The 26,982-nt window shown below is 61.7% G+C and carries 12 protein-coding genes and 3 rRNA genes; 8 read left to right on the top strand and 7 right to left on the bottom strand.

The genetic code is table 11. The features are described from left to right. Window positions 1-189 precede the first annotated feature (189 nt). Both V5E97_RS08750 and V5E97_RS08755 read right to left on the bottom strand, forming a co-directional pair. Complete coding sequence (locus tag V5E97_RS08750; RefSeq protein ID WP_406698943.1) at window positions 190-3,705, bottom strand: efflux RND transporter permease subunit; 3,516 nt, start codon at window positions 3,703-3,705, stop codon at window positions 190-192. Window positions 3,706-3,769: 64 nt separating this feature from the next. Continuing rightward, window positions 3,770-4,996 (bottom strand): efflux RND transporter periplasmic adaptor subunit, encoded by a 1,227-nt coding sequence (locus tag V5E97_RS08755; protein ID WP_406698944.1) that lies wholly within the window; start codon window positions 4,994-4,996, stop codon window positions 3,770-3,772. A 1,205-nt stretch (window positions 4,997-6,201) separates the two neighbouring features. Between V5E97_RS08755 and V5E97_RS08760 the strand changes: the two genes are divergently transcribed. From V5E97_RS08760 to V5E97_RS08775, 4 genes are all read left to right on the top strand, one after another. Further along, window positions 6,202-8,895: an Ig-like domain-containing domain gene (locus V5E97_RS08760; protein ID WP_406698945.1), complete on the top strand. Its 2,694-nt coding sequence runs from the start codon at window positions 6,202-6,204 to the stop codon at window positions 8,893-8,895. Between the two features lie 29 nt (window positions 8,896-8,924). Next, complete coding sequence (locus V5E97_RS08765; protein ID WP_406698946.1) at window positions 8,925-11,828, top strand: protein kinase domain-containing protein; 2,904 nt, start codon at window positions 8,925-8,927, stop codon at window positions 11,826-11,828. A gap of 150 nt (window positions 11,829-11,978) precedes the next feature. Continuing rightward, window positions 11,979-12,929 (top strand): diguanylate cyclase, encoded by a 951-nt coding sequence (locus tag V5E97_RS08770; RefSeq protein ID WP_406698947.1) that lies wholly within the window; start codon window positions 11,979-11,981, stop codon window positions 12,927-12,929. 711 nt (window positions 12,930-13,640) lie between these two features. Further along, window positions 13,641-15,128 (top strand): 16S ribosomal RNA (locus tag V5E97_RS08775). Window positions 15,129-15,141: 13 nt separating this feature from the next. On the opposite strand, the gene V5E97_RS08780 is transcribed toward V5E97_RS08775, so the two are convergent. Further along, the gene (locus tag V5E97_RS08780; protein ID WP_406698948.1) at window positions 15,142-15,291 is read right to left on the bottom strand and encodes a hypothetical protein; all 150 of its coding nucleotides are present in this window, start codon (window positions 15,289-15,291) and stop codon (window positions 15,142-15,144) included. A gap of 459 nt (window positions 15,292-15,750) precedes the next feature. Between V5E97_RS08780 and V5E97_RS08785 the strand changes: the two genes are divergently transcribed. Both V5E97_RS08785 and rrf read left to right on the top strand, forming a co-directional pair. Further along, window positions 15,751-18,529: ribosomal RNA gene (locus tag V5E97_RS08785) — 23S ribosomal RNA — on the top strand. 248 nt (window positions 18,530-18,777) lie between these two features. After that, window positions 18,778-18,886, top strand: a 5S ribosomal RNA gene (gene rrf, locus V5E97_RS08790). Together the 16S, 23S and 5S rRNA genes form the textbook arrangement of a ribosomal RNA operon. Before the next feature lie 715 nt (window positions 18,887-19,601). Here the strand turns inward: rrf and V5E97_RS08795 are convergent. The 4 genes from V5E97_RS08795 to wecB all read right to left on the bottom strand — a co-directional run bounded on the left by V5E97_RS08795 (window position 19,602) and on the right by wecB (window position 24,108). Beyond that, window positions 19,602-20,615 carry a DUF1559 family PulG-like putative transporter gene (locus V5E97_RS08795; protein ID WP_406698949.1) on the bottom strand — a complete coding sequence of 338 codons (1,014 nt, stop codon included), beginning with the start codon at window positions 20,613-20,615 and terminating at the stop codon, window positions 19,602-19,604. Between the two features lie 124 nt (window positions 20,616-20,739). Beyond that, window positions 20,740-21,201, bottom strand: coding sequence for a hypothetical protein (locus tag V5E97_RS08800; RefSeq protein WP_406698950.1), 462 nt, complete (start codon window positions 21,199-21,201; stop codon window positions 20,740-20,742). 560 nt (window positions 21,202-21,761) lie between these two features. Next, on the bottom strand, window positions 21,762-22,874 hold the full coding sequence (locus tag V5E97_RS08805) for a glycosyltransferase family 2 protein (RefSeq protein WP_406698951.1): 1,113 nt from the start codon (window positions 22,872-22,874) through the stop codon (window positions 21,762-21,764). A 106-nt stretch (window positions 22,875-22,980) separates the two neighbouring features. After that, window positions 22,981-24,108: a non-hydrolyzing UDP-N-acetylglucosamine 2-epimerase gene (gene wecB / locus V5E97_RS08810; protein ID WP_406698952.1), complete on the bottom strand. Its 1,128-nt coding sequence runs from the start codon at window positions 24,106-24,108 to the stop codon at window positions 22,981-22,983. 224 nt (window positions 24,109-24,332) lie between these two features. On the opposite strand from wecB, the gene wrbA reads away from it, so the two are divergent. Together wrbA and V5E97_RS08820 are read left to right on the top strand one after the other, a co-directional pair. Then, entirely contained in the window at window positions 24,333-24,953 is a 621-nt protein-coding gene (gene wrbA / locus V5E97_RS08815; RefSeq protein ID WP_406698953.1) for an NAD(P)H:quinone oxidoreductase, read from the top strand. A 192-nt stretch (window positions 24,954-25,145) separates the two neighbouring features. Further along, window positions 25,146-26,579, top strand: coding sequence for a DUF1501 domain-containing protein (locus tag V5E97_RS08820; protein WP_406698954.1), 1,434 nt, complete (start codon window positions 25,146-25,148; stop codon window positions 26,577-26,579). Window positions 26,580-26,982 lie beyond the last annotated feature (403 nt).

Consider the following 26,982-nt stretch of genomic DNA (forward strand, 5'->3'; position numbering starts at 1 on the left):
TCTTGCTATCGATCGCCAGGTCCGAGCTTCCATCGCGTCACGTAATACCAGTAGCCTACTCGCGAAGTCAGCTTGGCTCGCGGTGAGCTTGGGGACCATTGGGACGCGGCTGAAGACGTCTCGAGATAAAACACTTTAGCGAAACATGATGTGCATTAATGCGTCTGTCAGAGACTGCGCTGGCCCGGCTCACTCGCTCTCGCCGTTAGGATGAGGAAAGCCTTGAGCCGATCCTGGGGGGGCGGGCTGGATTTCCGGCATGGCAGCGATATGCACGCCGGACTCATGGCTGGGGCTGGCGAATTTCGAGTCGGTGAACCAGCGGACCACGGAATAGAAGACCGGGGTCAGGAAGATGCCGAACAGGGTCACGCCAATCATGCCGGCGAAGACCGCTGTCCCCAGTGTCCGGCGCATCTCGGCTCCGGCCCCTTGGGCGATCACGAGCGGGAAGACGCCGAGGATGAAGGCGAGCGAGGTCATGATGATGGGCCGGAGCCGGACCTTGGCGGCCTCCAGGGCGGCCTCGTTCCGGGACACCCCTTCATGCTGGCGATCGCGGGCGAACTCGACGATCAAAATGGCGTTCTTGCAGGCCAGACCGGTGAGTACCACGAAGCCGACCTGGACGAAGATGTTGACGTCCATTCCGGCCATCGCAATCCCGGCCAGGGCACTCAGCAGGCACATCGGCACGACGAGGATCACCGCCAGCGGTAGCGACCAACTCTCGTACAGGCCCGCCAGCACGAAGAAGACGAGCAAGGCCCCCAGCGCAAACGCGCTGAACGGGTTCTGCTGCAAGTCGCGGAATCGTTCGATCTTGCTCGCTTGTTTCTGCAGGTAGCTGAGCTCGGTCCACTCATAGGTCATCGAACGAGGCAACTCCCTCTCCGACAGGTTCTCCATCATCGTGAGGACATCGCCGGTGCTGACCCCGGGCAGCGAGGCGCCGCTGATCGGCGCGGCCGGGAACATATTATAACGGGTGACCGTGAGGGGGCCGATCGAATCCTTGATATCGACCACGGCGCCCAGCGGCACCATGTCGCCATCGGCGTTGCGGACCTTGAGTTGCTTGACGGCCTCGGCATCGACGCGAAACGAGGCATCAGCCTGGAGCTTGACCTGCCAGGTGCGGCCGAACCGGTTGAAGTCATTGACGTAGAAACCGCCCAGATACACTTGGAGCGTGTCGAAGACGTCGGTGAGGGCGACCCCCATCGTCCTGACCTTGGTTCGGTCCACGTCCACATAGAGCTGAGGAGTGCTGGCACGGAATCCGTTGTACAGGCCGACGAGGCCGGGCTGCTGGTTCCCCTTGGTGACGAGGTTGTCCGCTTGGCTCTGGAGCGAGGCGAAGTTGACGTCGCCGATCGCTTCGACCATGAGCTTGAAGCCGCCTGCGTTGCCCAGGCCGTCCACCGCGGGCGCTCCGAAGACATTGACCCGAGCCTCGGGGATCTCACGTTTGAACCGGTCGCGGAGCCGGGCCATGATCGCGTCCGCCCCCCGCGCCGGGTCCCTCCGTTCGTGGAACGGCTCGAGCGTGATGAACGCGGAGCCGAGGTTCGAACCGATGGCGTTGAGGACGAACGACCGGCCCGGGTTGCCCAGCGTGTGCGCGACCCCAGGCGTCTCCAGGGCGATCGATCCGATTTTCTCGATCACGTCCGCGGTGCGTTCGAGCGCTGCCGAGTCCGGGAGTTGGATGTTGACGATCAGTCGGCCTTTGTCCTGGCTCGGGATGAATCCGGCGGGGACCTGCGTGAAGCCGTAGCCCGTCAGGACGATCAGGCCGCCGTAGATCAAGAGGACGATCAGGCTGAGGCGGAGGCTCCACCCCACCACCGCGCCGTAGGCGTCAGTCACCCGGTCGAAGCCCCAGTTGAAGCCCCGGAAGACGCGTCCCAGCGCCCAGTTCACCGGTCGGATCAGGAACCATCCAATCGCTCCTCCGACGACCGCGCCCGGGAGGAAGAGGACGAAGGAAATCCCCCACCCCAGCAACGCCGTTGCCAGCCCACCGGGCGCCGACTCGTCGCCGTGTTCTCCCGCGGGGGGAAGACCGAGGGAGACGCCGAGCGTGGGCGTGAGCCACCAGACGGTGAGGAGTCCCCCGAGCAGGGCGAAGCTCCACCAGGGGAGGGCTTCCTTGCCATGGTGGCCGTGCGCGCCGGAGGTCCGCCCGGCGAAGATCGAGGCCGCCCGGGCCGGCGTCATCGTCATGGCGTTGATGGCCGAGATGATCATCGAGGCTGAGATGGTCAGGGCGAACTGGCGGAAGAACTGGCCGGTGATCCCGCCGAGGAAGGCGCTAGGGAGAAAGACCGAGCTCAGCACCAAGGTGATGGCGATGATCGGCCCGGTGATCTCATTCATCGCGTGAATCGTGGCCTCGCGAACGGGGAAGCCCTTGTCGAGCCAGCGTTCGATGTTCTCCAGGACCACGATGGCGTCGTCCACGACGATGCCGATGGCCAGTACCAGGCCGAACAGGGTCAGGTTGTTGAGCGAGAATCCCAGCATCGCCATGACGGCGAACGTGCCGACCAGGGAGACACCGACGTCGATTACCGGAAGGAGTAGGGATTTCCAGTCTTGAAGGAACAAGAGAACGACGATCGCGACCAGGATCACCGCGTCGCGCAAGGTGACGAAGACTTCGCTCACCGACTCCCGAATAAAGGGAGTTGTGTCGTACGCGATCGTGTATTTGAGCCCCTTGGGAAAGCGTTTCTCCAACTCACGCATCCGAGCCTTGACGCTGTCGGCGACGTCCAACGCGTTCGACCCGGGCAACTGAAAGATGGCCAGCCCCACCGACGGCTTGCCGTCCAGCGTCAGGGTCTGGTCCTGACTTTTCGCCCCCAACTCGGTCCGGCTGACATCCTTCAAATAGGTGACTTCTCCCTGGGAGTCGGTCTTGAGGATGATGTTCGCGAACTGGTCCGCCTCGACCAGGCGGCCGAGGGTGCTGAGCGTGTACTGGAAGTCCTGGCCGCGCGGGACGGGGGGCTGGCCGATCTGCCCGGCCGCTACCTGCACGTTCTGCTCGCGCAAGACCTGGATCACGTCGCCGGCGGAGAGGTTTCGCGAGGCCAGCTTGTCGGCGTCGAGCCAGATCCGCATGCTGTAGTCTTGGCCGCCAAACGAGAAGATGTCGCCCACCCCGTCCATCCGGGCCAGCGCGTCTTGAAGGTTGATCGTGGCGTAGTTGCTCAGGTAGAGCCGGTCATAATGCGGCTGGCCCGTCGCCGGGTCGTTTTCGGAGTAGAGGTTGACGACCAGGAGCATGTCTGGAGACCGCTTCTTGACGGTCACGCCGATGGCACGGACGGTCTCGGGGAGCGCCGGCTGGGCGATGGCGACGCGGTTCTGGACCAGCACCTGCGCCATGTTGATGTCGGTCCCCAGGGCGAAGGTCACGTCCAGGGAGTATGAGCCGTCGTTACTGCTCTGCGACGACATGTAGAGCATCCTCTCGACGCCGTTCACCTGCTGCTCGATCGGGGCCGCGACGGTGTCCGCCACGACCTGGGCGTTGGCTCCGGGGTAACTGCCCGACACCCGGACGGTCGGGGGCGTGATATCCGGATACTGGGCGATCGGCAGCAAGGCCGCCGCGATCCCACCGAGGAGGACGATCACGATCGAGATGACCCAGGCCAGCACGGGCCGATCGATAAAGAATCGCGCCAGCATGAAGGGAAAGTCCTCTCGAGTCGGATCAAGATCGGGAGTCAAGGGACAGTCGTCGTGCCATCGATCAGTCCGCGGACTTCACTGCGCCGGCCGTTCCTTGCGAAGTCGTGATTCTCGAAACCGGCATTGTGACGAGCTTGGGCGCGACGATGGCGCCGGGCCTGATCTGTTGCAGGCCGACAACAATCACCCGATCGCTCGGTCGGAGACCATCCTCGATCACCCTGAGCCCGTCGTGGAGCGCCCCCAGACGGACGGGACGGGTAGTCACCTCGTTCTTCTCGTTGACGACATAGACGATCTTCTGGCCCTGGTCGGTGTCGATGGCCCGCTCGGTGATGAGCAGGGCCCGACGGGGCTCGCCGATCGGCACCCGGACCCGTGCGAACAGGCCGGGGGAGAGGACCTCGTCCTTGTTGGAGAAGACTCCGCGCAACCGCAAGGTGCCGGTCCTCGGGTTGACCTGGTTGTCCACGAAGTCGATCGTCCCCTGATGCGGATAGCCTGTTTCGTTGGCCAGCCCCAGCGAGACCAGCAGTTTGGCGTCGCGGGCCGACTTGGCCTTCCCCTCGCGGATCAACTGGCGGACGTGCAGCAAGGTGTGCTCGTCGACGTCGAAGTAGACGTACATCGGGTCCACCGAGACGAGTGTCGTGAGCAGCGTGCCGCCCCCCTGGTCACCCGACTGCACCAGGTTTCCCACGGTGAGAAGGGTCCGGCCGATCCGCCCGCTGATCGGCGCGATGACCTTGGTGAACCCGACATCCAGATCGCCCCGCTGGACCTGGGCCTCGGCGGCGACCAGAGCGGCTCCGGACCCGCTCCGCTTGGCCGCGGCCCGGTCATAGTTTTCCCTGGTCTCGGCCCCTCGGCGCATCAGATCCTCGGAGCGATGAAGCTCGATCGCATCCAGATCACGCTGAGACTTGAGCCGTTCGACCTCGGCCTTCGCGTACGCCAGGGCCGTCTGATAGATCCGCGGGTCGATCTCGTAGAGCACGTCTCCCTTCTTGACCAGCATTCCTTCCTTGAAGTGGATCTTGTCCAGATAGCCCGTGACCCGCGCCCGGATCTCGACCGTTTCGACCGCCGCCGTCCTTCCGGTGAAGTCGGCGTAGTCATTGATTTCCCGCTCGATGGGCTGACTGACCGAGACCGGAGTGGGCGCCGCCGGGGTCGGCGCACTGGCCGGCGCCCGAGCGCAGCCGACAAGGCCGAGGGGCAGTGAGAAAGTCAGCGTGAGACCAAGGATCATGTGCGAATGAGAGTATAAGCGTGGGAAGGTGTTCATGACATGGAGTCTCTCAGATCCCTGCCCGCCACCGACGATTCACCATGATCAAGGAGACCGACGACGAGTCGGCCTGTCAATCGTCTCGCGGCTTTCGACGACGCCGATCTCGGCTCTGGGACGCACGGCCTCCGCCAAGCCGACTCGGTCGATCTCCGCGAAGAATCGGCGAGGACCATCAACTCGATGGACGTACTGACCTCTGGTGTTTCATCGAGTCGAGAGTGAATTGGATCGTGTGATTCACCGGTTTTGATTGCAGAATGGTGCCGTTAACTCGTTCGCCACGCCCCGCCGAACCCCCAGTGGACTGATCTCGCTGACCTGAGGTGGTGTGATAGCCAGGGGCTCATGGCGTCCCCAACCAATGCCAGGACGGCTGCGAGCGTGATGAACCCGAGCAGGCAGGTCTTCCTGGCAAAGGCCCGGCGCATGGGCTGGTTTCCTCACGTTGAATGAGTCAGGTCAGGCGCGATGAGGCCGATTGCAAATTCGTGACCCATTAGGGCCAGGCAAGCCCCCTTTTTGAGCTGAGGCTGGTTGGATCGGGGCAAGTTGTGGGTCTGCCAGGCCAGCCGATCGAATGCCACGTCACGATCTGACTGGCAATTCTACGAAGACCGTCTCCCCCCAATCCCATTCTCCTCAAAAGAATCCCGGACGTCGTTCCGGTTCTCGAAAGATTGGATGGAGCCATGGCTACATTATCGGATGCTCCCTTGGGTGGCAGGATCTCGAAGAGGCGACGGCCTGCCCAACCCAACTGGGGCGATTGATGCCGAAGCGCATAGCCTGACCGGTTTTCCGATGACGCTGTGATTCGCAACGGCCGGTTAACAAAAGCCATGAGATGAGCGTAATTTTACCGGGTTTGTCCTGAACGTGTACGAATAGTATTGCTCGCAATCATATGCATCCTAGGTTTATGGAACGCGTCTTCCGGTGGCTTGCGAGCGAACTCCTGTTCTTCGCAGAAAAGTGGAAATGAATAGTTTGCGTAGTTTGAGGGTTATGAGATATCTTGGTAGAGACGGTCGGTTGGGGGTTGTCGGACCCGCGATCAGCAGGCTTGCCATGGTTGGGCGGGCGCCGTCATCGTCTGCTCGGTCCGCCGTTGTTGTCGGCCCGAGGGAGTTTGAGCGACGTTGCTCTGAGGTGAGTCGTGTGCCTTACCCTGACCTTATTTAAGGAAGATGGTTCCATTGATGAGCATCGGCCAGGCGAAACCGAGAGGTTTGTGTGACGCCCGGTTTCGGGCTCTGTCACGTCGGCGACGGGGTGCCGCGACGGCGCTGCGGTTTGAGACGCTCGAGACCAGGCGAGTGCTCAGTACGATCGGGGATCCGGTCGTTGGCGATCCGACGCTGGATTCGCCGAACGAGACCTACGATCAGGCCCTGAGCTTGGGTGATGTGTGGGCTGTCCCCGCGATCAACAGGCACGGTTCCCTCGGCGCGGGGGAGTCGGGCGCGGGGGATGTGGAATGGTATCGGTTCGAGCTCGATCGCCCTGCTCGGGTGACCCTGAGGGTCGAAAGCTCCCAGCCCGATTCTTCGTTCCGGGGCGTTCTCAGCCTGTTTCGTAGCGATTTTGGGATCGCGGACTTCACGAACTTGCAAGGTCTCCGGCGACTGGATTTGGCCATTGCGGATCACGCCGACGGTGTCGCCGCGATTGATCGGGTCATCGGCCCCGGCACCTACGGTCTGGCCGTCAGTGGCGCCGGGAATGAGATCTTTAGCCCCGTCGTGGCCCACTCCGGTTTTCCAGGCTCGATCGGCGACTTTGATCTGAGCCTCAGCGCCCTGGAAGCGGGGATCGAGCCGGCGGATGGGCCCTGGGTCCTGAGCAGTGATCCCGCCCCCGATGCGTTGCTGGTCAGCTCCCCGCTTGTGATTCGGGTCGAGCTGAGCCATCCTCTCGATCCGTCCACGATCGAAGCGGGCCAGTCCGTGCGACTGATTTATAGCCTCGACGGGACGTTCAGCGCTGGGGGAGGGCAAACGGTCCCTTTGGCCGCCCTGGACTTTTCGGGTTCCGCTGGTGAGCTCCTGTTGGTCCCCGCGTCTCCGCTTGCCCCGGGGTCCTACCGGGTCGTTCTCGCCGGCACTGGCGATTTGGAGTCGTCCGTTCTGGCCGGGATTGATGGGACGCCCTTGGGAACGGACGCTCTGAATCCGGCAGGCCGAGACCACGTCTATACATTTCGGGTCGGAGGGATTGAGGGAAGCACGAACCTTGCCGCTCCTGCCAACGACACGGCGGCAGGGGCCTATGACCTGGGCGATCTGACCTCGTTGGAGCCCGTCCGGATCGAGGGCTCAATCGGTGATGACCCGTTCTACAACCCGGCAAATGCGCTCGATCCTCTCGATCCATTGGGGAGGTTTAACCCCGGGAATGATGTGGATCTCTACCATTTTCGCGTGAACGGGCCGGGGACGACCGCGTTCGTGGCCGATGTCTTCGGTGGTCGGATCGGCTCCTCCCTGAGCCCGAGTTTGTCTCTCTTCCGGCTCGATGCCGAAACACAGCACCTTGAAAACGTCGACTTTCCGATGTTTCTGTATAATCTTGTCCCCTTCGCCGACCGGCTCCTCCTGCCGCAGTTGTTCGACGCCACCATGGCCGGCAACCTGGAGGCTGGGGATTATTACATCGCCGTGACGTCGAGAATGACTTGGTCGTACGACCCGAGCGTTTCGCACAGCAACGAAGATGGCTACGAGGTCGGCCCCTATGTCTTGAACCTCTTCGTCAGCCCCACTGCCGCGGACGCCCCTCCTCTGAGCCGCAACCAGCCTGCTCCACCCAGCGAGGCTTTCCCGACGGATTCGGTTGACGACTTCGAATCGACCCCTGGAGCTCCGGTAATTCTTGGCCCACCGCCCACGGGGCATGCGCCGGGGTTGCCGGGCCGGCCCGGCATGGGGGGCGGAGTTCAGATCTACACTCCGACGGTCCCGGGGACCAACTCTCTTCCGGTGCCGGGGTTGCCGAACCGCCCCGGTTTGGGTGGTGGCATCAGGATCGTCACTCCGACGATCCCGGCGGCTAACTCTGGACCGTCTCTTGAGTCGAGCGTGCCGCAGGTTGAGGAGGCGTCATCCTTCACACCTCCGTTTCAGAATGAGCAGCCGGCGGGAATTTCGTCCTCCATCGACCTCTCGGTCCTGGCGTTCCAGCCGGTTGGTGGCGTAACTCGGACCGAGCAGGAACCGGCAACGCAACCCAGGCCGACTGTGTCGGGGGCGGTGGGCGTCACGTCTGGGGTTCCCCTTGCGAGCCAGAGTCTGGTTTATGGGGCGCCGATTCTGGTTGGAGTTGCTCCCTCGCCTTTACTCGAGATGGGGATCGCCAACGCGTCCTTTTCTCTTGAGCCGACGAACGCAACTGTCATTTCCCCCGCTGGCCTCAAGGGGATTGTGCCTCAATCCGTTGTTCCCTGGGCCCCCGATCCCGATCAGTTTGATGCTCGCCCGGCCGTGGTCGGAGGCGAAACCGGAGGTCGGCCTCATGAGTTCAATGTGGCCATGGTGGTGAGCCAACCTCCGGAATTGGAGCGGGGTGTCGTTCCCAAGGTTACGGAGGAAGCGAAGGCCTTCGCCTCTCCCACTCCATTTCCCTCTCTCGCTCTCGCTCTCACTCCCACTGCATCGGCCGATGACGGCTTTGGGGACATCCCCGAAGAGACCGGACCGGCCGTTACGGCATCGGTGTCACTCTCCGAGCCCGAAGACCAGGACGAGTCACATGTCTCCCTGAAGGTGGGTTGGGCCTTACTGGCGATCTCCAGTCTCACGAGCCTCATGTACTTCAGGCAGTGGGAGTGGCTCAGGCCTTGGTGTTTGAACCGGTCGTCACTCGGCGGGGAGACCGGCAAACGACCGGCTCTCTGAGAGCGATCGGGGCCGTTTGTGAGAGCGTCATGAGTGACCAGTCTGATTCCCAAACTTTGTGTGTCCGCGTACCGGCGGCTGAGGTCCCGACACTCCGCGCACGTCCGCAAGGCGATTCGGGTGTTGTTGGGGCGGGGTTGGGCGCTGCCGCAAATGACGAGCGGGCCACCAGGCCGATCAGGCCGCTGGCGCAAGGCGGCCGGTCACCGGGCGCCAGCGATCGGCTGGAGCGGATCAAAGTGGGGGATGTCCTCTTTGGATTTCGCCTCCGTCACCCCTTGGGCCAAGGTGCCTTCGCGCGGGTCTTCGTGGCTCAGCAGGCCGACCTGGCCGATCGGCCGGTGGTGCTCAAGGTTTCGGGGATCGAGGGGATCGAGCCCCAGACCCTGTCACGCTTGCAGCACACCAACATCGTGCCGATCTATTCGGTCCACGAGGACCCCAGGGCTGGGCTCCGGGCCGTCTGCATGCCGTACTTCGGCGGAGCCAGTCTCTCGAGCGTCCTGGAGAGACTCTGGTCCGGAGAGGAGCGGCCGACCCGGGGGGCCCAGTTGGTCGCCGCCTTGAAAGCGGTGGGCTCGCCAGCGTCAGAGACCTGGAGCGAGGCGCCCGGGAGCCGGGGTGGCAGCCGAGATCCGTCGCGGGAGCAACCGGCCGAGCCCCCGTCGCTGTTCTCCCTGATGGGGAGTCTCGGTTACTTCAAGGCCATCGCCTGGGTTGTGGCTCAGCTTGCCGAGGGCCTCGAACACGCCCATCAACGCGGGGTCATCCACCGGGATATCAAACCGTCCAACATCTTGCTCAGCGCGGACGGGCAACCGCTCCTGCTGGATTTCAACGTCTCGATCGATGCGACGTCCGATGCTGACCACGCGCTCTTGGGAGGGACCGTCGCCTATGCGGCGCCGGAGCACTTGCTCGCCCTGGCGCTCGGCTCGCTCGATCAATTCCAGGCGGTTGACAGGCGGTCGGATATCTACTCGCTCGGATTGGTTCTCGTCGAATCGCTCAGCGGCGAACGCCCCTTCACGCATAACGGGAGCTACTCGGTCCCCGTTTCCCAACTGGAGGCCATGGCTTCCGACCGTAGCAAGAAAGTTCCCTCGATCAGGCAAGTCCGGTCGGACGTCGCTTGGAGCTTGGAGAGCATCGGCCGTCGCTGTCTCGACCCCGACCCGGCCAAGCGCTATCAGCATGCGAGCCACCTGGCGGAAGACCTGCATCAATTTCTCGAAGACCGCCCGCTGAAGTACGCCCCCGAACTGAGTCGGGTGGAGCGGATCCGGAAATTCTTCCGCCGGAATCCACGACTGTTGACCTTCAGCTCGGTCTCGGCGGTGGCATTGGCCCTTTTTCTGGCCGTTGGCTGGGCGTTTCTCGGAGCGCGAACTCGCCTTGCCGAAACCCGGACGCGCCTGGTGGAAGCCCAGGCACGGGAACGAAAACGGGCCCACGACTCAGGGGTTCTCCAGTGCCAAGGGCTGATCAATACGATCCTCGGTGATGAGTCGCACATTCGTCAGGGGATCGCCGTTTGCGAGCGGACTCTGGCTCTCTACGCCCTCGCGGATGGGCGTTCCGCTCAGGAGCATCCCGATTGGGTCCATCTCGCCCCAGCCGAGCGTCTCGAGCTTGCGGAAGATCGTCGGGAGTTACTCCTCCTCCTGGCGGGAGCCCGGGTCCGCCTGGCCTCGGGCGATCCTCGAGAGTTGCGGGCGGCTCTGGCTCTACTTGACCACGCGGAGGCCCTCGATAGCCTCAATCCGTCCAAAGCGCTCTGGCTCGACCGGGCGACCTATCTCGATCAACTCGGCAACCACGACGGGGCGAAAGCCGCTCAGGGGCTGGCGGATCAGATCCAGCCGAACTCGGCCCGCGACCACTATCTCCTGGCGATCTCGCACGCCCGGACGCGGTCTCCCGGAGGATATCGGAAGGCGGTGGCCGAGCTGGGTGAGGCCCTGCGTTTGAATCCGCGCCACTACTGGTCGGTGATGCAACGCGGTATCTGTCACATGGAGCTAGGGGAGGGCATTCTGGCCGTCCGAGACTTTGGGATTTGCACCGGACTCTGGCCGGAGCATCCCTGGAGCTACTTCGATCGGGCCTACGTGCTCGACCGGAGCGGGATGAAGGTCGAGGCGATTGAGGATTACACCGCCGCGCTGGAGCGAGCCCCGAAGTTCGTTGGCGCCCTGACCAACCGGGGACTCGTTCGCCTCGAGCTCAGACAGTATGGTCCCGCGCTGGTCGATTTCGACGCCGCCCTGGCCCTGTCCAAGGGAACCGCGGCCATTCGCGCGGGCCGTGGAATCGCCCTGGAAGCGCTTGGCCGCCATGGCGAGGCCGACTCCGAATTTCGCGAGGCCTTCCGGCGGGTCGCACCCGGCCCTGGTGCAGAACGCACCCGCTTCCTCTGGACCTATGGCTTCGCCGTGGCCGATCGGACGCCCGAGGCCGCTAAGGCTGCGTTCGATGAAGTCCTCCGCCATGAGCCGCATCATCCTCAAGCCCTCTACGGCCTTGCCATGCTGTCGATGAGGGGAGGCCAGCTCGACCTGGCGCTTCATTTCTTCAATCGCGTCCTCGTTACGGACCCACGTTTCATGCAGGCTCGGCATGGTCGCGCGATCGTCCTGGCCCGGCTCAAAGACCACGAGCGGGCCAGTCGCGAGGTCGACTGGTGCCTGGAGCATCAGCCCGGGGCCGGCGATTCGGTCTACACCGCCGCCTGTGTCTTCGCCCTGGCGGCGAAAGTGAATCCTGATCCTCGGATGATCGACAAGGCTCTCGACCACTTGAAGAGGGCTTTTGACCTGGGAACCGATCAAGTGGCCGCAACCGATCCCGACCTGGAGGCCATCAGGCAGGATCCCCGCTTCACCGCGATCTTGGCCGCCGCCGTCGCCGCGCGATCCGGTGATCCAAAATAGGCAGGATCTTCCTTGGCTGCCTCGTCATGAGGCTTTCTCGCGTTTTCATGTTCTATGATGACAAGGTGAATCGTCTGGATCGTTCGCCACTTCGCTTGGCCAGGAGATGATGTCAGGTTCAGGGGGTGAGCGAGTGGAAGGAGGTTTATCGTGGCCAGTGGTAATCTCATCGATAGTCGATTGGTGACGAGGCCTGTGGTCTTGGAACGGCCCATCTCCCCTTCCAATAGGGACGCCTGCCTGATCCAGATCTATCCGACCGGCCTGACCATCGGAACACGCCACCCGCTGAACGAAAAGGATGCCATCCTCGGTCGTGACGACGATTGCGACATTACGGTTCACGACCCGTCAATTTCGCGGCGTCACTCGCGCTTGGAATCGACCGGTGGAGGTTATCGGATCACCGACCTCAATAGCACCAACGGCACGTTCGTCAACGATGTACCGGCAAACCGGACCATGTTGACCGATGGTGATTACCTCCGCCTGGGCACCTGCCTGTTCCGCTTCCTGGCCGGCGGTAACGTGGAGGCGGAATACCACGAAGAACTGTACCGGATGGCGATCCTCGACGGCCTGACCGGGATGCACAACAAACGCTACTTGCTCGATCACCTCGAACGTGAAATCGACCGGTCCACTCGCTACGAACGGCCGCTCACACTGATCCTTATCGACGTTGACCACTTCAAAGCGATCAACGACTCCATGGGGCATCTGGCCGGCGACCTGGCCCTTCGAGAGCTTTCACACTGCCTGAGGCCGAATCTTCGCAACTACGATCTCCTGGCTCGTTACGGCGGCGAGGAGTTCGCCGCGGTCCTGAGCGAGACCTCCCGGAAAGACGCCATCGCGATTGCCGAACAGCTTCGGCGAGCTGTGGAAAACCACCGGTTCGAATTCGAGGGCCGCGCCTTCCGGGTCACGATCAGCCTGGGGGTGGCCACGGTCGTCAGGAATGAGCCACTCGAGCCCGAGGAGTTGATCCGCCTTGCCGATGTGCAGCTCTATTCCGCGAAACGCGCAGGCCGCAACTGTGTGAGTTCTTGGGAGCTGAAAATCTGCCAGGAATCCTTGGCGTTGAGTGTCCGCGAATAAACGGAAAGCGTGAAGTGGAGCCTGGCAGGTAGGCCCAACCACGAATCGTGGAATGACCGAACCGGTCTGTCGTCCATGTGGAAACCCCGTTCCCACTACCATGTAAGCAGCAAGCCAAGCACGCAATGAAGAGGCCCGGTGGGAACTTTCCATTACGAGAAACGTGGAGCTTGAGGTTCGCACTATAAGGAAGGGTCGGGATCCAATCTCCCGAGGGTGGACCAGAGATCCCAAGAAAAGTCGTACCCGGCAGCAGTCGACTGTTGACCTTCAGAGCGAACCTGCTATTATCTCCCTTGTCGCCTGTGTCACCACGGGTGACAACGAAACGGCCGGCTGACTGGGAACGGGAAACCGCTCACCATGACAGCGGGCCGCGATGTTGTCGGTAGGTGGGCCGGCGTGACACGCCTTCCAAGGCAAGTCACTCCGGCCAATTGCTTCGGCAGCATGTTCGTTCTTTGACAATCCGGTCGATCGTGGTTCTTGTGGTTGAAGAGAACCTTTGAGGGAAGCCGGCGTGGAGCCGTTTGAGTCGTCTCGACCCCGTTTGGTTGGAGGTCGAATCGCGACGGAGACGGATCCAACAGCCAACAGCACGAGTAAGCAGGGGCTTGCCCCGGCGAACTCGAGCTGCGACCAGTTAGCAAATTCCTCAACCCTTTGAAGGTGAGGACTGGATCTCTGCTCCTTGGAGCAGGGAGACGACCAATCTCGAAGGGTTTGATCCTGGCTCAGAATGAACGTTGGCGGCGTGGATTAGGCATGCAAGTCGAACGGGCCGCAAGGCCAGTGGCGCAGGGTGAGTAAGGCGACGGTAACCAACCCCAAGATTAGGTATAGCCGCGGGAAACCGCGGTAATCCCTAGCGACGCAACGACACCGGCATCGGTGTTTTGCCAAAGCTTCGGCGTCTTGGGACGGGCTGTCGTGGTATTAGCTTGTTGGCGGGTAATGGCCCACCAAGGCTGCGATGCCTACCGGGCGTGCGAGCGTGGCCCGGCACACTGGGACTGAGACACTGCCCAGACTCCTACGGGAGGCTGCAGTCGAGAATCTTCGGCAATGGGCGCAAGCCTGACCGAGCGACGCCGCGTGGAGGATGAAGGCCTTCGGGTTGTAAACTCCTGTCGAGGGGAAAAGGGTCGTAAGACCTTGATTGATCCCTGGAGGAAGCACGGGCTAAGTTCGTGCCAGCAGCCGCGGTAAGACGAACCGTGCGAACGTTATTCGGAATCATTGGGCTTAAAGCGTGTAGGCGGATTCGTGCGTCTGTCGTTGAAATCCCCGGCTCAACCGGGAAGTGGCGCGGATACGACGAGTCTGGAGGGCATAGGGGACCTGGAACTTCCGGTGGAGCGGTGAAATGCGTTGAGATCGGAAGGAACGCCCGTGGCGAAAGCGAGGTCCTGGATGCCTACTGACGCTGAGACGCGAAAGCCAGGGAGCGAACAGGATTAGATACCCGGTAGTCCTGGCCGTAAACGATGGGTACTGGATAGGGGCTCGCCGATGGGCTCCTGTCGTAGGAAACCGTGAAGTACCCGCCTGGGGAGTATGGTCGCAAGGCTGAAACTCAAAGGAATTGACGGGGCTCCACAAGCGGTGGAGTATGTGGCTTAATTCGAGGCTACGCAAAACCTTATCCCAGGCTTGACATGCACGGATTAGCCGGCGGAAACGTCGGTGAGGCCGCAGGTACAACGTGCACAGGTGCTGCATGGCTGTCGTCAGCTCGTGCCGTGAGGTGTTGGGTTAAGTCCCTAACGAGCGAAACCCTGTGTCTAGTTGCCAGCACGTAATGGTGGGAACTCTAGACAGACCGCCGGCGTTAAGCCGGAGGAAGGCGGGATGACGTCAAGTCCTCATGGCCCTTATGCTTGGGGCTGCACACGTACTACAATGGGGCGGACAGAGCGTTGCTAGGCTGCAAAGTCACGCTAATCGCAAAACCGTTCCTCAGTTCGGATTGCGGGCTGCAACCCGCCCGCATGAAGCTGGAATCGCTAGTAATCGCGGATCAGCATGCCGCGGTGAATGTGTTCCTGAGCCTTGTACACACCGCCCGTCAAGCCACCAAAGCGGGGGGCATCCGAAGTCGCCGGAGCCGCAAGGCAGGCGCCGAAGATGAAACCCGTGATGGGGACTAAGTCGTAACAAGGTAACCGTAGGGGAACCTGCGGTTGGATCACCTCCTTTCTAAGGATTTTTCTTAGAAAATCTCGGCTCTGAACTGGTTCGGATCGAGCTTCATGCCCGTGACGACCAGTAAGAAGGGCCGCATCGGCACCGTCTCCTTGATCAGATGGTATTTACGCCGGCTTCCCACGAAGGTTCTCTGACCACGAACACGATCGACCATTGTTAGATTCCTGAATGCGTGGGGTGGGCTCATCCCCTCCCCACGCTATTCGTTTGCTTGCACTGCTGGGTGCGGGGCAGGGCCGTTCGCGGCGTTGCCCCCTGGCCAGCGGCCAGTGCGGATCTCGAAGATGGATGCTCCCCGGTTTCGGCCGGAGGGTCTGTCGTTGGGGTTCGGTTGCTCTTTCACAATCCGGTGGTTAGGTCACGCAAGTGAGAACCGCAAACAAATGGTCGTGGCAGACCAAGTAGAAGAATCTCCACAATACAGTGGAACCCTTACGGATGCGTGAGAGTCGCTTGCTGTGAAGCAACCGGCCTCACATTGGGATCGTTACCCAAGTGAGAGTGGTCCTGTGTCGCGAGACACTGGGCACTCGATCGAAGAGAGATCGGGACTGACCCTCGCCTTTCTGGCTGTCGAGTTTCTTTCGAGGAACCGCGGCGTCCGGATCGGCGTGGTCAAGCTCCTAAGGGCACGGGGGATGCCTAGGCGTCATCAGAGAGACAGGCGTGAAGGCTGCGATAAGTCCAGGGAGTTGCCCAACGAACGTCGATCCTGGAATGCCTGTAGAGACCCGGGGAACTGAAACATCTCAGTACCCGGAGGAAAGGAATCAACCGAGACTCCCCAGTAGCGGCGAGCGAACGGGATCAGCCTAAACCGAGTGGGACACCACTCGGGGTCGTGGGCCGATAACATGGGATGAGTGAGCGTCAGCTGAAGCCTCCTGGAACGGAGCGCCAGAGCGGGTGATAGCCCCGTAAGCGACGATGCAAACTCCTCTTCGGTACCCGAGTAGGGTCGGGCACGTGAAACCCGGCCTGAATCGGCGGGGACCATCCCGCAAGGCTAAGCACTCGATGACGACCGATAGCGAACCCAGTAGGGCGACCGAACGGTGGGAAGAACCCCGATTAGGGAGGAGACTGAACCTGAAACCCCGTGCCTACAAGCGGTGGGAGCGCGATGCCTTCAGGCCGCGTGACCGCGTGCCTTTGCATAATGATCCGGCGAGTTACTGTATCCGGCCCCAGGTTAACCCTTCAGGGGAGCCGTAGCGAAAGCGAGTCTTCATCAGGCGCCATAGTCGGGTGCAGTAGACGCGAAACCAGGTGAACTACCCATGGGCAGGTTGAAGCGACCCTAACCGGTCGTGGAGGACCGAACCCACCAGTGTTGAAAACTGGGGAGGACCCGTGGGGAGGAGTGAAAGTCTTATCAAACCTGGAGATAGCTCGTTCTCTCCGAAATGGCTTTAGGGCCAGCCTCGGGACATATCGTGCGGGGGTAGAGCGACGGAATTCGGTAGGGGGGCTTCCCGCCTACCCTCCGAAACCCAACTCCGAATACCGCACGACGGACCCCGGGAGTCAGAACGTGGGGGATAAGCTTCACGTTCAAAAGGGAAACAACCCAGACCGCCGACCAAGGCCCCCAAATCGACGCTCAGTGGCAAAGGAAGTGGGATCGCGGTGACAGCCGGGATGTTGGCTTAGAAGCAGCCATCATTTCAAAAGTGCGTAACAGCTTACCGGTCGAGCCATCCCGCGCCGAAAATGACGGGGACTAAGCGTCGTGCCGCAGTCGCGGATCAGGTTAAACTGATGGTAGGAGAGCGTCGCCCGCCGCAATGAAGCTGGATGGAAACGACCAGTGGAGCGCGGGCGAGTGCGAATGCCGGAACGAGTAACGACAAGACAGGTGGGAAGCCTGTCCGCCGAAAGCACAAGGTTTCCTGGGGAAGGTCAATCCGCCCAGGGTCAGTCGGGACCTAAGGCGAGGCCCAAGGGCGTAGCCGATGGACAGACGGTTAATATTCCGCCACCCGATGGTAAGGTTGAACCGCGGAGGACGCCGAGGAGAGTCAGGTCGGGGTGTTAGATTACCCCGTGCCGCAAGGCCGACAGCATTCGATCTGGAAGCCTGATGAACTCTCGGCCACGAAAAGCCCCGCGGGGACGAACCATCTGGCCCGTACCGCAATCCGACACAGGTGTGCTAGGCGAGTATCCGAAGGCGTTCGGGAGAACCCTCGTGAAGGAACTCGGCAAAATGACCCCGTACCTTCGGTACAAGGGGTGCTCTCCGCAAGGAGAGCCGCAGAGAATCGGCTCTAGCGACTGTTTATCAAAACACAGGACTCTGCCAACTCGCAAGAGGACGTATAGAGTCTGACGCCTGCTCGGTGTCGGTAGGTTAAGGAGCCGATGAGGCGCAGCTGAAGTTGGCGACCGAAGCCCTGATAAACGGCGGCCGTAACTATGACGGTCCTAAGGTAGCGAAGTTCCTTGTCGGGTAAGTTCCGACCTGCATGAATGGCGTAACGACTGGAGCACTGTCTCCACGAGGGACCCGGTGAAACTGTAGCCGTGGTGAAGATGCCACGTACCCGCGGTCAGACGGAAAGACCCGTGAACCTTTACTGCAGGTTGGCATTGGGTCAGCGTCCTTTCTGTAGCATAGGTGGAGGCCGTGATCCGGCGCGCCAGCCGTCAGGGAGCCATCGGTGAAATACCACCCTGAAATGACTCTGATCCTCACCGGTCCGTAGCCCGGACCGGGACCATGCTCATCGGGCAGTTTGACTGGGGCGGTCTCTCCCAAAGAGTAACGGAGGAGTGCAATGGTACCCTCGGCCAGGTCGGCAATCTGGCAACATGAGCGCAAACGTAGAAGGGTGCCTGACTGCGAGACCCATCAGTCGAGCAGGGACGAAAGTCGGCGTTAGTGATCCGGCGGTGCTGGATGGAAAGGCCGTCGCTCAACAGATAAAAGGTACTCCGGGGATAACAGGCTGATCTCCCCCGAGCGTCCATAGCGGCGGGGAGGTTTGGCACCTCGATGTCGGCTCATCGCATCCTGGGGCTGGAGAAGGTCCCAAGGGTTTGGCTGTTCGCCAATGAAAGCGGTACGCGAGCTGGGTTCAGACCGTCGTGAGACAGGTCGGTCCCTATCTGCCGTGGGCGTAGGAAACTTGCGAAGGGTCTCCCCTAGTACGAGAGGATTGGGGAGGACCGACCTCTGGTGTATCGGCTGTTCTGCTCAGGGCATCGCCGAGTAGCTAGGTCGGGAAAGGATAAGCGCTGAAGGCATCTAAGCGCGAAGCCCTCTTCAAGACGAGGTTTCCAGCACGCAAGTGCGAAGGCTCCTGGAAGACGACCAGGTCGATAGGCCGGGAGTGCACGGCGAGTGATCGCCGCAGCCGACCGGTCCTAACAGCCGATCGCTTGACCACCCCGATCCGTCCGCCGGCTCCCTTAGGGGATTCGACACGGACAGGAATCAGGGTTGCATCATTCACCGATCGCATTCGATCGATCACACGGCGACGTATTCCCATCCAATAACGGGGACCACGCGTCGTGAAGAGACTCGAAGTCGGTTGGTCATGCCCATCGAAGTGGCGGTAGGATCTTGCGTGACGACCACTGTGAAGCTTGAGCACAACGTAACCGGCGGGTTTGATCGCCTGCCGGTTGCTTTTCCGGCGAACATACTGACGGGGTCCCACCCGTTCCCATTCCGAACACGGCCGTTAAGCCCGTCAGGCCCATGATAGTGCCTTTGGCGCGAAAGTCGGTGATCGCCGGAATCCTTCAAAGACGCCCCGATCCTTCCTCACGGAAGGGTCGGGGCGTTTTTCGTTGCGCGGTGTTGTTCCCTGGCGTTGCCGGCGGCCCGACCGCGAGTGCGCGAGCTTCGTATAACCCGATCCCGCTCGCGATCGATTTGCGGCCGGGATCGACGCTTCCCGTAGGGTGGGCACGGCCCACCGTAACTTCTCAATTACCCCGGGCAACAATCTGTTCACTGATGAACAGGGACGGCTGCTTATGGACCCCGGATGCCTTCAATGGTCCTCAAAAGGCGATCCGGACGCTGCAAACGTGAGTGCAGTTCACCACTGTTCGAATGCACCACCCGGGGTTATTGAGAAATTACGGTGGGCCGTGCCCATCCTACGGGAAGCGTTGGACCCACCACCACACTGCAGTGGAGGCAAACGGTTTGGGGGAAGCATCTACCTACGGAAGGATTGACCGGTGTTGGTAACGGCCAGGATCGACTCCTCCTGTGTGGTGGGCAGGGCCCACCACCCTGATTTCCTTGTGGTGATCAACCGGGTTTGAGTCGTTGCGCAAAGCAAAACTCCCGCTGGACGACCGAGTGAATCGGGTCGTCCAGCGGGAGTTTTCGTTCGATCCGAGGTTTTGGAAGAGGGCCGCATCTCGCAGCAGGTTAAGAACTTCGGATCAGGTGATCATTGGAAACTTCCCCTGCTGGAGTGCACGACTCTCGGCACAACCTCAGTAAGAGTCGGCGCTGACGACTTCTCCACCCCGTGTCGTCGAAATGGCACGGTAGGTGATCGGGCTGATCGAGTTCTTGATGAACCGGACCGAACCATCGAGCATCAGGGAGTTCACACCGCCCGAGTGACGGCTCCGCGCCGTATTGAACTTGGGCAGGGTGGCCGTCGCGGCGATGCACGGCGGGTTTGCCTGGTAGGGGTAGACGCAGTACGAGGCGGCCTCGGTGACGTCGGGCTGGGTGGAATTGGGCGTCTGCCAGGCCGTGAAGCTGGCACCGCTACCCCACCACGAGAAGCCGCGGAGATCCTGAGCGGCACTGTACTGGCCGCCGCTTCCCGTGCCGACGATGACTTCCGAAGCGCCGATGGTGTTGCTCAGACCATCCGAGATGGAGGCAAAGGTTGCGACCCGCTGGCTGCTCATGCCCGCGCCAGGAGTGATCATGTCGGTGAACGGTGCACCACCGAAGGTGAACGTGGTTCCGCCGAAGTCGAACGAGGCCGGCTGGACCGAGTGGAGATTGCCGAAATTTAAGGCGTAGTTCTGCGAGGTGACCCTCATGACCAAACCGTTAAGGGTCTGGCCGATGGGCGTCACGCTGGTGCCGCTGCCATCGCTCGGGCACATGTAGGTGTTGACCCGGGTCGAGGAGACGGTGATGTTGGCCACGCCGCTGTAGCGAAACAGCCCTTCAGCGGTTGCCGGGTTGGCACCGTTCCCAACCATGTTCCAGGCGTTGTAAAGAGACTGCTGCTCCATGCCGGGCATGAGGAAGACCAACCAGGTTCCCCAGCAGCACCCTTTGATACCGGGAGGAAGCGACCCATTGGTGCTCTCGTAATTATGCATGGCCAGTCCCATTTGCTTCAGATTATTGACGCACTGGGACCGCCTTGCTGCTTCGCGGGCCGCCTGGACAGCCGGTAGCAAGAGAGCGATGAGGACGGCGATGATCGCGATGACCACCAAGAGTTCGATAAGAGTGAACCCGCGACGCTGAGACTTCATGCACATTCCTCCTGGGAAAGACGTGGAAGAAAACAGGAGAGACTCAAAAAAATGATACGAAAGAGAATCCGTCCGCATGCCTAACAAGGAATGGGATCGATGACCGGCGACCCGAAATCACCGGTTATTTCGACATGGTCGCGTTCGTCAGATTGAATTCGAAGACGTTCTTGGCCCCCGCCTTCACTTCGGCGGTCAAGAGCGATCCCGAATTATATTGGGGGGGAATGGTTTCCTTCAGAATAACCGGGGGCATGCCGGGGGCGTTGTTGGTCTTGTCGGTAATCACTCCCCCCTTGTCATCAGGAGCGGTAATGACAACCTTGTACTTGCCCGGGACCAATCCCTGACCACGCGGAATGTCATATTTGCCGTCGAGGATGATTGACCCACCCTGAGTTGTGACTTCGGCGCTATCCGGAAGAAACGTGATCAGGCCCTTGGCTAACGGCTTGCCCTCTACGGCGACCGTTCCAGAGAGTCCTTCTCGGGGCAGATTGTCCGAATCACCACTACAGCCCACGAGAAATTGCAGCAAAAGGAATGCCGCTGCGACGTTCGCACTGCGAATTGTGTGCTTCCACATCAAAGACAAAACCTCATCTGACAAAAGAAGGATGAAGTGATTGCGTGGATCCTTGCGGCTTGCCAGAATCCGCGTCCTGATTCCATTTTTTTCGAGGAATATAGTGTTACTTTGTAACTGACCGTCAATCAGAGCACAAGCGTTCGATCGACGGAATCTAGAAACGATCGAGCGTTAGGGGAACATTGGATAGGAAAAGCCTAATCAATCAGGTGTCGTGGTCGAGTTTGGCGAGTCAACCGTCTTGAAACATCACCGTCCCCTTGATAAGTGCGCATAACATGCATGCTTGGCAGGGTGCATCTGCTGCCCCTGTCGTCGGCCGTCATTATCCAGGGTACGACCACTCTGAAGAATATCGGGATCTCTCCGAGAGGGCGGCGAGGAGATTGTTTCTCACTATCGAATTTCGTCGCCTCGCTTGATTGTCCTGAATCCAGAGGCTGGTTGCGACAATGGCCTGGGGTTGGGCCGGTATGGCGAGCTAACCCTGGGAGCCATCGGCCTTTTCGATTTCCTGGCATGGGGACGACGTCATCAATACACCAGCCGTGAGTTGGTCAGGCGGTGTTATCAACGTCGAGGCGGGGATGGTTCGGTTGTGGTCTGGGCTCGGCGCTTCGGAAGCGATGGGGGCCTCGTAAGGCTGGATGCTGTTCGGTGAACGAGCGTTTCTTCGGTCGAGAACGGCGGGGCGGGGTTGGACGTGGTTTCATGAGGAGATAGGTGGGCCGCTTCTTCGCCTCGAGGAAGATCATGCGGATGTATTCACCGATGATCCCCAGGCTGATGAGCTGGATCGAGCCCATGAAGAGCACGACGATAATCGTGCTCGCCCAGCCGCGCGGGGCTGACCGGGTGCTGAAGGCGTCGATCAGGGCCCAGACCATCAGGGCGGCGGCGGCCGTCGCCGAGGCGATCCCGAGGTAGGTCACCATGCGAAGCGGGCGGCTGCTGAAGCTGACCAGGCCGTCGACCGCCAGAGCGACCAGGCGGCGGAGCGGGTATTTGGAGGTCCCGGCTTCGCGTGCGGGTCGGTCGTAGGGGAGGCCGACCTGGCGGAAACCGACGAAGCTCCGCAGGCCGCGGACGAACCGGAGCCGCTCGGGGAGGCCCTTCAACGCGTCGACGACTTGCCGGTCCATCAGGCAGAAGTCGCCGCTGTCGAGCGGAATGTCGAGGTCACTCATGGAACGCATGAGACGATAGAAGGCGAAGTAGCCGAGCCGCTTGAGTAAGCCTTCCTGCCGCCGGTGGCGGACGGCGTAGACCACGTCGTTTCCCTCGCGCCAGAGCGCGACGAGCTCGGGGAGAAGCTCGGGGGGATCTTGCAGGTCGCCGTCCATGATCACCACGGCCAGGCCCCGCGCGTGATCCAGGCCCGCCGTGACCGCGGCTTGATGGCCGAAGTTCCGGCTCAGGTGAAGCGCGGCGAGGTTCGGGTCCGACTCCTGCAACCGGGCGATCATCCCCGGCGTGGCGTCCCGGCTGCCGTCGTTGACCAGGAGGATTTCATAGGTCATGCCCAGCGACCGCAGCGCCAGGCTCAGGCGGCGGTAGAGCTCGACGAGCGTCTCTTGCTCGTTGTGCAACGGGACGACGACGCTGATTTCCGGCGGCCCGTCCTGGGTCGAGGCAGAGTCGAGCATGACGATCGGCCAGGGGCCATCCATGGATTGAAGGGAACCGTTCGTCGACGGGGCGGCACTCTACCACGAGTCGTGCGGTTGTCGAAGGCGGATCTCGCGGAATCAGACCCGCCGTAACCAACCCATTCATTCACCCCCCAATTGTTGCCCATCGCAGCGCGTCGACGATTCGGCCCGCCGCGTGGCCGTCTCCATAGGGGTTGATCGATCGGGCCATGGCCGCGTAGGCGGCCGGGTCGGTCAGGAGGCGGCTGGCCTCCGCGACGATCCGGGCGCGGTCGGTCCCCACGAGCCGGACCGTCCCGGCATCGACCCCCTCGGGGCGTTCCGTCGTCTCACGGAGCACGAGGACGGGCTTGCCCAGGCCGGGCGCTTCCTCTTGCAGGCCCCCGGAGTCGGTGATCACGAAAAAGCTCCGGCGGATCAGCCGGACGAATGACAGATAGTCGAGTGGCGGCAGGAGCGTGATCCCGGAAACGCCGTCGAGGAGCCGGTAGACCGGCTCATGAACGTTCGGGTTGGGATGGACCGGGTAGATGAGCTCAACGTCGAGGTGGTTCGCGACGATCTCGCGGAGCGCTTCGCAGACCTGTTCGATCCCTCGGCCGAAGCTCTCGCGACGGTGAGCCGTGACCAGGATGATCCGTTGCACTGGCTTCACCAGACCGTGGTTTTCATGCAGACGTTGCGAAGGTTCCGGGTCGCCCGCGGCGACCCATTGGATGGCATCTATGACGGTATTGCCGGTGACCCGGACGGTGCCGGGAGGCACTCCTTCGCGGAGCAAGTTTTCCGCGGCCCGGGACGTCGGCGCGAAGTGCAGGTCGGCCACCACCGAGGCAACGCGGCGGTTGATCTCCTCGGGAAAGGGATGGTTCTTCTCATAGGTGCGCAGGCCGGCCTCGACATGCCCGACCTTCACCTTGCGGTAGGCGGCGGCCAGGGCCGTGGCCATGACCGTCGTGGTGTCGCCCTGAACCAGGACCCAGTCCGGCCGCTCCACGTGGAGGACCCGGTCCATTCCCTCAATGACCGACGTGGTGAGGCGGGCCAGCGTCTGACCTGGGGTCATAAGGTCGAGGTCGTGGTCAGGGACGATTTGGAACAGGTTGAGCACCTGGTCCAGCATTTGCCTGTGTTGCCCCGTCACGCAGACTTTCGACTCAAACGTCTCCCGCCGCTCGCTCAGCGCCCGGATGACCGGCCCCATTTTGATCGCCTCGGGCCGTGTGCCGATCACCGAGAGGACCTTGATCATCGCGCGTCAATCCTTTGCGTCCACAGCCCAGGCGAACGGGTGCTCATGCCTCATCCCCAGGTGGCACCCCTGGGAGGCTCCACGATCATGACTGCGAGAAGAGTCTCCCTCAAGGCCGATTCCGGGCCTGGAATCGAAGCAGGGGGGCACTTTCGCCTCGTCGATGCGATACGGTAGAACAGACTCCGTCGATCCGTTCCATGATTTCTCAAGGAAAGAGTCCCATGCCCGTGAAAATCCAGGTCGTGTTCCATAGCCTCTACACCCACGTCTATCAACTTGCCGTGGCGATTGTCGAGGGCGCGAAGGAAGTTCCTGGTACGGAAGTGCACTTGGCCCAGGTTGCCGAGACGCTGCCCACCGAGGTGCTCGAAAAGATGGGGGCCGTGAACGCCAAGAAATCGTTTGCCCACGTACCGATCGCCGATCCGCACGCCCTGTCCGATGCGGACGGGATCATCCTCGGCTCTCCCACGCGTTTCGGCGCCGCGACCTCCCAGATGCAGGCGTTCCTGGACGCGACCGGCGGCCACTGGGCCAAAGGGTCGCTCATCGGCAAGGTGGGCAGCGCGTTCACCTCGACCGCGAGCCAGCACGGCGGTCAGGAGACGACCCTTGTCCACATGCATACGTTCTTCTACCATCAAGGAATGGTGGTCGCCGGCGTGCCGTACGCGGCGAAGGAGCTCTTGAACCTGGATGAGATCTCGGGCGGGTCTCCCTATGGGGCCTCGACCATCGCCGGCCCGCGCGGGGAACGCACCCCGACGGCTAACGAACTGGCCATCGCCCGCTTTCAGGGGCGACACGTCGCCCAGCTTGCGGCGAAGCTCTCCACGAGCTGACCCGGCCGTTGTCGGTCGAGACTCGATTCCGAAGGGGGCGTGCTGGCTGAAGAGTCGACCGGCACGTTGCCCAACGTGGTCGATTCACGCCCTGCTTTTGAAGAAGCCAAGGTGAATGTGCATGAGGTGAAGTGTCCCCAGCTCGAAGCCCTTTGACATCGCCCGTGATCCTCGATCCCCGGAGTCAAGGCTATGTTCTCGATCGTGCGCGACGAGTTATCCTTGGGCGGGCGTGGGATCACCCGGCGCGAGCTGTTGCGGGTTGGCGGGCTGAGCACATTGGGTTTGTCGGTTGCAGAGCTCGATCGGCGTCGGGCGCGGGCGGAGCAGGGGAGGCCGGCGGCCAAGCCTCGGGCCAACTCTTGCATCTTCATCTTCCTGTTCGGCGGCCCGAGCCATATTGATCTCTGGGACATGAAGCCCTCAGCGCCTGCGGAGATCCGCGGCGAATTCAAGCCGATTGCGACGACGGTGCCGGGCGTCCAGCTCTGCGAGCATTTGCCACTCCTAGCCGCGCGGATGGACAAGTTCAGCCTGATCAGGTCGATGACCCACCACATGCCGGTGCACGGGCCGGCTTGCAGCGAGATCTACAGTGGGCGGCCCTACTTTGGGCCGCCCACGACCGACCAGGCGAAGCCTGAGGATTGGCCGTCGTTGGCGTCGATGGTGATGCGGTTCGGGCCGAACCTCGAAGGTTGGCCACCGTCGGTCGTGCTCCCCTGGTACACGCAGTTCGCAGGGCAGGATAAGCCGATCGCCGGTCAGACCGGGGGCCGGATGGGGGCGGCATTCCGGCCCTTCCTGGTGAGCGGCGACCCCAGCCGGCCCGATTTTCAGGTCCCCGGCTTGAAGCTGCCGGAGAACGTTCCTCCAGACCGTGCCGGAGTCCGCCGGTCGCTCCTCGGGCAGTTGGAATCCGCGGCCGGCAAGCAGGCTCCGCACCTGGGCGCCCACAACGCGATTTTCGGCAACGACTACACAACGGCGTTTGCGATGTTGAACAATGCGCGTGCCGCCGAAGCCTTCGAGCTGTCTCGCGAACCGCAGTCGGTTCGCGAACTGTATGGGGATGGCAAGTTCGCTCAGAGTTTGCTCCTGTCGCGTCGGTTGGTGGAAGCAGGTATCCCGCTGGTGACGGTCAACTGGGACGACGAAACACGCACGGATTCCGTCTCCCCGTTCTGGGACACGCACAATCACAATTTTCCGTCGCTCAAGAATCGGCTTGCGCCCCGGTTCGATCGGGCCTTTTCCGCCCTCCTTGACGACCTGGGACGGTGTGGCCTGCTGGAGACCACTCTGGTCGTGGCCACGGGCGAGTTCGGTCGGACGCCGAAGATCGGCCAGACCGTTCAAAATGCGATGACGGAGAAAACGGGGCGCGACCACTGGCCGCATGCCTTCACCGCCCTCGTCGCGGGGGGAGGCGTGCGAGGCGGCCAGGTCCATGGTGCAACCAACGAGTTCGGTGGTTACGTGAAGGATAGTCCGGTCACCCCCGCGGATCTCTCGGCGACGATCCTCGATCACCTGGGCCTCGCCCCCAGTCGGGAATACTGGGACGAATTCCAGCAGATCCCCCGCAAACTCTCCGAGGGGACCCCGATCAAGACGCTCGGTTAATCTTCGCGGCTTCTGCCTTTTTTTTTTTGCTTTCGGGGTGAAACCCGAGACGCTTTCCCGCAACGCGCTAAATCGGGCTTTGCTTGCTCGGCAGATGATGCTTGTCCGAGTAGCGGTTACTCCGCTTTTTGCCGTGGGACGCCTCGTCGGCATCCAGGCCCAGTCTCCGTTTATTGGGCTCTGGACCCGACATATCGGCTTCGAACTTCGGTTCCGACTGAGGTTTCTGGCCCCTGGCTAGGGATCGATCGGTTGGGTGCGTCGAGGCCGAATTGTCGCGCAAGGGCTCTCTGCCCAATGAAATGCCATTCGTGCAAGTGCCAGACCAAGACGATGCTCGTGGCCCTGACCCTATTCTCGTACGAAAGCGAGGCCAACTTTCGAATCAATTCCGAGCTTTGAT

The organism is Singulisphaera photorubra (genome assembly GCF_045290345.1).
In the GTDB taxonomy this organism is placed as follows: Bacteria; Planctomycetota; Planctomycetia; order Isosphaerales; family Isosphaeraceae; genus Singulisphaera.